The sequence below is a fragment of the Pseudomonas sp. GZJR-8 genome, assembly GCF_002916705.1.
Classification (GTDB): Bacteria; Pseudomonadota; Gammaproteobacteria; order Pseudomonadales; family Pseudomonadaceae; genus Aquipseudomonas; species Aquipseudomonas synxantha_A.
The window spans coordinates 244,418-251,301 of sequence record NZ_JXSI01000004.1 but is presented as its reverse complement, the minus strand read 5'-3'; the positions used below and the strand labels follow the sequence as shown (position 1 = coordinate 251,301).

6 protein-coding genes are annotated in these 6,884 nt (G+C 61.5%); 3 read left to right on the top strand and 3 right to left on the bottom strand.

What is annotated here, in order from left to right; all coding sequences use genetic code 11:
• Positions 1-3: 3 nt before the first annotated feature.
• The 3 genes from tssK to tagH are packed head-to-tail and all read right to left on the bottom strand — an operon-like array spanning position 4 to position 3,254.
• Entirely contained in the window at positions 4-1,338 is a 1,335-nt protein-coding gene (tssK, locus tag TK42_RS10200) for a type VI secretion system baseplate subunit TssK (protein ID WP_005792507.1), read from the bottom strand.
• A gap of 18 nt (positions 1,339-1,356) precedes the next feature.
• Complete coding sequence (gene tssJ / locus TK42_RS10195; RefSeq protein ID WP_103734144.1) at positions 1,357-1,866, bottom strand: type VI secretion system lipoprotein TssJ; 510 nt, start codon at positions 1,864-1,866, stop codon at positions 1,357-1,359.
• Positions 1,867-1,922: 56 nt separating this feature from the next.
• Positions 1,923-3,254, bottom strand: coding sequence for a type VI secretion system-associated FHA domain protein TagH (tagH, locus tag TK42_RS10190; RefSeq protein ID WP_103734143.1), 1,332 nt, complete (start codon positions 3,252-3,254; stop codon positions 1,923-1,925).
• 393 nt (positions 3,255-3,647) lie between these two features.
• On the opposite strand from tagH, the gene tssA reads away from it, so the two are divergent.
• Genes tssA through tssC form a run of 3 tightly spaced genes read left to right on the top strand, consistent with a single transcriptional unit; the run spans position 3,648 to position 6,727 of the window.
• A complete protein-coding gene (tssA, locus tag TK42_RS10185; RefSeq protein WP_103734142.1) occupies positions 3,648-4,667 on the top strand; it encodes a type VI secretion system protein TssA in 1,020 nt (339 codons plus the stop codon).
• A 54-nt stretch (positions 4,668-4,721) separates the two neighbouring features.
• Positions 4,722-5,228 (top strand): type VI secretion system contractile sheath small subunit, encoded by a 507-nt coding sequence (gene tssB, locus TK42_RS10180; protein ID WP_003195557.1) that lies wholly within the window; start codon positions 4,722-4,724, stop codon positions 5,226-5,228.
• Positions 5,229-5,230: 2 nt separating this feature from the next.
• Positions 5,231-6,727, top strand: coding sequence for a type VI secretion system contractile sheath large subunit (gene tssC, locus TK42_RS10175; RefSeq protein WP_005792511.1), 1,497 nt, complete (start codon positions 5,231-5,233; stop codon positions 6,725-6,727).
• Positions 6,728-6,884: the final 157 nt, after the last annotated feature.

Below are 6,884 nucleotides of genomic sequence, written 5' to 3'. Positions count from 1 at the left end.
GGATTATCCTCGGATCGCCCAGAAGGCCAGGTTCAAACCCGGGAACTGCCCGGCGATATGGAAGGCAAAGCCGCCGGAATTGCTCAACTGCTGCCAGTGCTCGCTGCCTCGGTCCAGCTCGTAGTAGGTACTACCGGCGTGGTACGGCAATTGGCGCGGCGCCACCGGTAACGGCAGCAAGCCAATGCCTGGCAGTTGCAGGTTGACCATGTCGCGAATGTGCTCCACCGAACCGACTTTGCTCTGCTGGCCAAAGCGTGCGCGCAGGGTTTCGCCGGGCACATCGGCACGCACCACGAGGATGAAACTGGCGTTGTCGAGCAGGGTCTTGTCGGCCAGCATCGCCACGTGGATACCGTAGGCCTTCTCCACAATCGGGATCGGCGTGGCCTTGCTGTCGATCAGCATCGACAGCGCTTCACGCAGGGCCGCCATCACCGGAGTGAAGCTCAGCGCCAAGTCATCGTGCTGGTATTGCGGGTATTCCTGCGGGCGGCGACCTGAAGTGGAGAAGGTCGAAAACTCACCGGCCAGGCTCACCAGTTCGCTGAAGAAGCGCTCCGGGTGCAGCGGGCTCAACTGGCTCAAATGCTGGATCAGCGGCTGGGCGCGATTGACCAGCTGCAGCAGCATGAAGTCGGCAATCTCCGAAGCGCCGCCAGCGCCGGAGGCCACCACGCGCCCCGCCAGGGCTTCGCCACGCTGGTGCAGCAGGCCGAGCAGTTCACTGCGAAACGCAGTCAGCGGTTTGCTTGCGGTCACATTCAGCACCGGCGGGATGTAGGTGTCGTCGAGCACCAGCGCGCGGTCGGCGCGTTTTTCCTTGATGCGTACCAGGCCAATGGCGGCATAGTCGCTGATGCCGTCCTGCGCCGTCAGCAGGCGCAATGCCCGCGACCCCACGGCTACCGGGGCGCGGTTTTCGAACGGCGCGTTGTCATCGCGCACTTCACGCACCTGGCTGACATAACGCGCAGCTTCCAGGGCTTCGCCTTCCTCAACCGTGTCACGCGCACCGGCACGCTTGAGCGGCAGGGCCAGGTACACCAAGCCGTCGCGCAGGTTGTCGTCGATACTCAACGGGCTCGGCGCCAAGTCATCCTGGGGGATATTGAAGGGCGTGCCATCGGGCAACAGGCCGCGGGCCGATACGATCGCCAGTTTGCCCTGGGCCAGCAGGCCCTGGTCGATCAGCAATTCGGAAAAACCCCAGGCCCCTGCCGACAACGGACGGCTGCGCGCGTCGATCAGGTTTTCCAGGTAACGGTCATGCTGCTGGAAGTGCTGCGTTGCGATGAACATGCCTTCCGACCAGACCACGCGATTGTTCCAGGACATGGGGGCTCCGATTGCTTGTTATTGGGCTGGGCTGGAGGGGGAAACCACGACGTCGGCGCGCACGGCACGCACATCGAGGCTGATCTGGTATTCGCTGGATTGGCGCGGCGCTACGTTGATCACGGCGCGCCATTGCGCGCGGTCCAACTCGCGATAGCCCACCAGCACGCCGATCTGGCGCGTGGCCGGGTTGAGGTCACGCTGAATGCTCAGTTGCTGGCCGGGTTGCACCACCACTTCATCCTGGTCCAGCAGGTCGAGGCCGAGGGTGGATTGCGCACGGTCAGCCAGGGCGAAGTAATCGGAGCGCGAAAAGGTCGCGGCGTTTTTCAGTTCGAAAATACGCACCCGCACCGGCGCAGCCTGGCCATTGGCGCCGGGGTTGAGCCCGGCGATCGCGTGGAAATGCAACTCGACGGCGGCGCTGTTGGCTTGCGTGTCGGCAGCCGCTTCGGGTTTGGCCGGGTCGTTTGCACACGCGGTCAGCAGCAGCGCGGTAGCGGCTGCGAGTAAAAACCTGGGAATCATCCTGCGTCCTCAATGACGTGTTTAGCTATCCGTTTTATCCATAAGTGCGACGCGCTTTAGCGTCGCTGTCGTGCGCTGTGCTCTTCGTAGGCCCGGCTGAATTCGCGACCGAACAGGTCCTGGAAATCCTCCTGGGCCTCGCGCGAAATGTTGCTGTAGAGCTCGGTAAACTGCTGCCAGTACTGGGCCTGGCGCGAGCCGTTGAAAATGCTCGAAAGGCCACCGGGCTTGCCCATGCGTTCCTCCAACTGCGCCGGTTCAAAGCGCGCGAGCAGGTGTTTGATCGCCGCTTCCACGCCAGCCATCACGGCCAACTGGTGGGCGCGCAGGTCATCGAAACTGTCCCGTACCGCGATGTCCGGCGCCATAAACGCCTGGTTGCCATGACGAAGCAGCAGCAGTAACGCTTCGTCGGCATTCGGGGCGAATTTCAACGGGTTGTTTTCAGCGGGGCGGATCATCGTCTGCTGCATACGGAACTCGCCCTTGAGGCTGGCCCGGGCGCGCAATACGTCGATCAGGCCCTCGACCATCAGCCGGTAGCTGCGGCCGATGCTTTCCATCTGGGCGCTGGCGTCGGCCTGGTCCAGGCGCAACTGGTCGAGACCGGCGCCACGCAGGAAGGCTTGCAAGAGGTCGGTAGGTTGCGCAGCGTCTGCCACGGCCAGCGCAACCGGCTCGACCACGGGCGGCGGAGCAATCGGCGCCGGGGCAGGCGCGGCATTGGCGACGGGCGCGGGCGCAGGCACGTCGCCAAACAGGTCCCAGTCTTCAGGAATGACAGCGCCTTGCACCACCGGTTTCTCGACTATCGGTACAGCAACCGGAGCCGGCGGGCGGAAATCGTGTTGTTCGGATGGCACATGGTCCGCCACAGTGGGCGGCGGCACGGCGGTGGGGCTGAGGAAGTCGAACAGGTCTGGCAGGGTTTCCATCGACGAGGCGCCGTGGAATTGCGGTGCGATCATCGGCGTAGGCGCAGGCGGACTCGCCACAGCGCCCATCAGCGCTTCGAAGCTGTTTGGCGACTCACCGGCAAACGGTTGGCTGTCGACGGCTTGCACGTTGAAGTCGATGCGCGCCTGGATTTCGTAATCGCCGATGCGGATCAACTCTCCATCTTGCAGAGGCTCGCTGTTACCCCGGCGCATACGAATACCGGCCTTGACCAACTCCACACCATTGGTGCTGTTATCGGTTAAGTAATAACGGCCATCTTTGTATTGAATAACGCAATGCTGGGAGGAGACGAGACGCTCAGGATCAGGCAATACCCAGTCATTATCCGAACTGCGACCAATAGCTATCCTGCCCTGATCCATGGACTTTTCAGCGCATTGCCCTGGGGTAATCTTGTGATAACTAGTGATAGTCAAACACAGCGACATCTTGCCTCCTTGCTGATGCATCGCGCGCGGTCTACCCAACGGGCCACGCTTCCCTGAAGATTTGCCCGCGGTCGCGAAAACGACCGCCAAAATCTGCTTTTACCAGCATGATCGCTGATCTTAACTGGCTTGCATGACAAAAATCCTCCATGGGCGCGCCTTTCGACCCGCCAGTCGCACAGGTTGTTAAACACCGCACATCTGTCACAGAGGGCGAATAGCTTACCTTGACAAGGCATAACTACTACACCAAAAATGCACAACTTCTTGAACATCAGTGATGGCGCAGTAGTGGCACTCTGATTGTATGACCAAGAAAACATGCACAGTTCATTGCGCAACTAATGCATGCGTTGCCCGCCTTCCAGCGGGCTGATAAGGAGATCGAACTCAGTGGATGTGCCGTTGCTGCTCACCGCCGTTTCTGCAACTTCGCCCTGTGGCGAAGACATGGAATATGACGCGCAATTTCTGCAATTGGAACGTGATGCCAAGGGCCAGCCCGAACGCAGCATGGGCGACTCGATCCTGCCCGCCGAGCCGCCGGAGTGGCGCAGCATCCAGCAGCAGAGCCTCGACCTGTTGCAGCGCAGCAAAGACCTGCGCATCACTCATTTCCTGCTGCAAAGTTCCCTCGCCTTGCAGGGCGTGGCCGGGCTGGCTGAAGTCCTTGTCCTGATCAACGCCTTGCTGCGCGAATACTGGGCCGACGTGCATCCGCTCCTGGATGCCGACGACGACAACGACCCCACCGTGCGCATCAACGCCCTGACCGGCCTGACCTGCGACACCAATATTCGCCTGTTGCGCGAAAGCATCCTGACACGCTCACGCACCTTCGGGCCCGTGAGCCTGCGCGCCGCGCTCAACGCCAGCGGCCTGCAGAGTTTTGCCGATGAGCAACTGGGCAACCAGCAGCTCAACGCTGCATTCCTCGACAGCGACCCCGAGCTGCTGCAAGCCACCCGCGACGCGTTGATCGCAGCGCGTACGGCCTGCGAAGCCATCGAGCAACAGGTCAATGACCAGGTCGGTTCCGCCCAGGGCGTGGACCTCAGCGCCTTGAAGCAGCCGCTCAAGCAGGCCCTGCAAATACTCAATCAAGCGGTGCCCGGCACCGACAGCAGCAGCGAACCCGAGGCCGTCAGTGAAGACAATGCCCCCTCGGTCGATTTCGCCGCCGCACCCGCAGCCCCGCGCCCGACGGGCGACATCGCTACTCGCGATGACGTGTTGCGCAGCCTCGACAAGATCCTTGCGTACTACACCCGACACGAGCCTTCGAGCCCGCTGCCGGTGTTGTTGAACCGAGCGAAAAATCTGGTGCACGCCGACTTCGCGGCCATCGTGCGCAATCTGATTCCCGACGGCATGTCCCAATTTGAAAACCTGCGCGGCCCGGACAGCGAGTAAGCCGCCGGACCGTGCAGTAACAACACCGTCGCTCAAGCGACCAGGAGCAGCAACGTGGCGAAGCAAAGTTCTCAGAAATTCATCGCGCGCAACCGTGCGCCTCGAGTGCAGATCGAGTACGACGTCGAGCTCTACGGCGCCGAGAAAAAGGTCCAGCTGCCCTTCGTAATGGGTGTGATGGCCGACCTCGCCGGCAAGCCCGCCGAGCCGCTGGCACCCGTGGCCGACCGCAAGTTCCTTGAAGTGGACGTCGACAACTTCGACTCACGCCTCAAGGCCATGCAGCCACGCGTGGCGTTCCACGTACCCAACGAGCTGACCGGCGAAGGCAACCTGAGCCTGGATATCACCTTCGAAAGCATGGACGACTTCAGCCCGGCCGCCGTGGCGCGCAAGGTTGACTCGCTGAACCAGTTGCTCGAAGCCCGCACTCAGTTGGCCAACCTGCTGACCTACATGGACGGCAAGACCGGCGCTGAAGAAATCATCATGAAGGCGATCAAGGACCCGGCACTGCTTCAGGCACTTGCCAGCGCGCCCAAGCCTGCAGGGGAGCAGTAATCATGACTGACAATACCGCCCGCGAAGGCAGCCAGATCCTGGGTGCCACCGAAGAAGCCAGCGAGTTCGCCAACCTGCTGCTGCAAGAATTCAAACCCAAGACCGAGCGTGCCCGCGAAGCCGTGGAAACCGCGGTGCGCACCCTGGCTGAACAAGCCCTGGCGCAAACCGACTTGGTGTCCAACGATGCGATCAAGTCGATCGAATCGATCATCGCCGCCATCGACGCCAAGCTCACTGCCCAAGTCAACCAGATCATCCACCACCAGGATTTCCAACAGTTGGAAAGCGCCTGGCGTGGCCTGCACTATCTGGTCAACAACACCGAGAGCGATGAGCAACTGAAGATTCGCGTGCTCAACATTTCCAAGCCGGAGCTGCACAAGACCTTGAAGAAATTCAAGGGCACCGCGTGGGACCAGAGCCCGATCTTCAAGAAGATGTACGAAGAAGAATACGGCCAGTTCGGCGGCGAACCCTACGGCTGCCTGGTGGGCGATTACTACTTCGACCAGTCGCCACCCGACGTGGAACTGCTGGGCGAGCTGTCGAAAGTCTGCGCCGCCATGCACTCGCCGTTCATCGCGGCCGCATCGCCAACCGTGATGGGCATGGGCTCCTGGCAGGAACTGTCGAACCCACGCGACCTGACCAAGATTTTCACCACCCCGGAATACGCCGGCTGGCGCTCGCTGCGTGAATCGGAAGACTCGCGCTACATCGGCCTGACCATGCCGCGCTTCCTGGCGCGCCTGCCGTATGGCGCCAAGACCGACCCAGTGGAAGCCTTCGCCTTCGAAGAAAACACCGACGGCGCCGACAGCTCCAAGTACACCTGGGCCAACGCCGCCTACGCGATGGCGGTGAACATCAACCGTTCGTTCAAGCACTACGGCTGGTGCTCGCGCATCCGTGGTATCGAGTCTGGCGGTGAAGTGGAAAACCTGCCGGCCCACACCTTCCCTACCGATGACGGTGGTGTGGACATGAAGTGCCCGACCGAAATCGCTATCAGCGACCGCCGTGAAGCGGAACTGGCGAAGAACGGTTTCATGCCGCTGCTGCACAAGAAAAACACCGACTTTGCCGCGTTCATCGGCGCACAGTCGTTGCAGAAACCGGCCGAATACGACGACCCGGACGCCACCGCCAACGCCAACCTGGCCGCGCGCCTGCCGTACCTGTTTGCCACCTGCCGTTTCGCCCACTACTTGAAGTGCATCGTGCGCGACAAGGTCGGCTCCTTCAAAGAGAAGGACGAGATGCAGCGCTGGTTGCAGGACTGGATCCTCAACTACGTCGACGGCGACCCTGCGCACTCCACCGAAACCACCAAGGCCCAGCACCCATTGGCGGCTGCCGAAGTGATCGTGGAAGAAGTCGAAGGCAACCCGGGGTATTACAACTCCAAGTTCTACCTGCGCCCGCACTACCAGCTTGAAGGGCTGACGGTGTCGTTGCGACTGGTATCGAAGCTGCCTTCTGCCAAGAGCGCATAAGTAACTGTTGAACCGGTTCTTCTGTGGGAGCCGGGCTTGCCCGCGATGCAGGCGACGCGGTCTGCCAGCCAGACCGCGGTGATGCTATCGCAGGCAAGCCAGCTCCCCCAGAAAAGCACTGCCCCATTGGCGGTAACCCAATATCGTGGCTGAGACC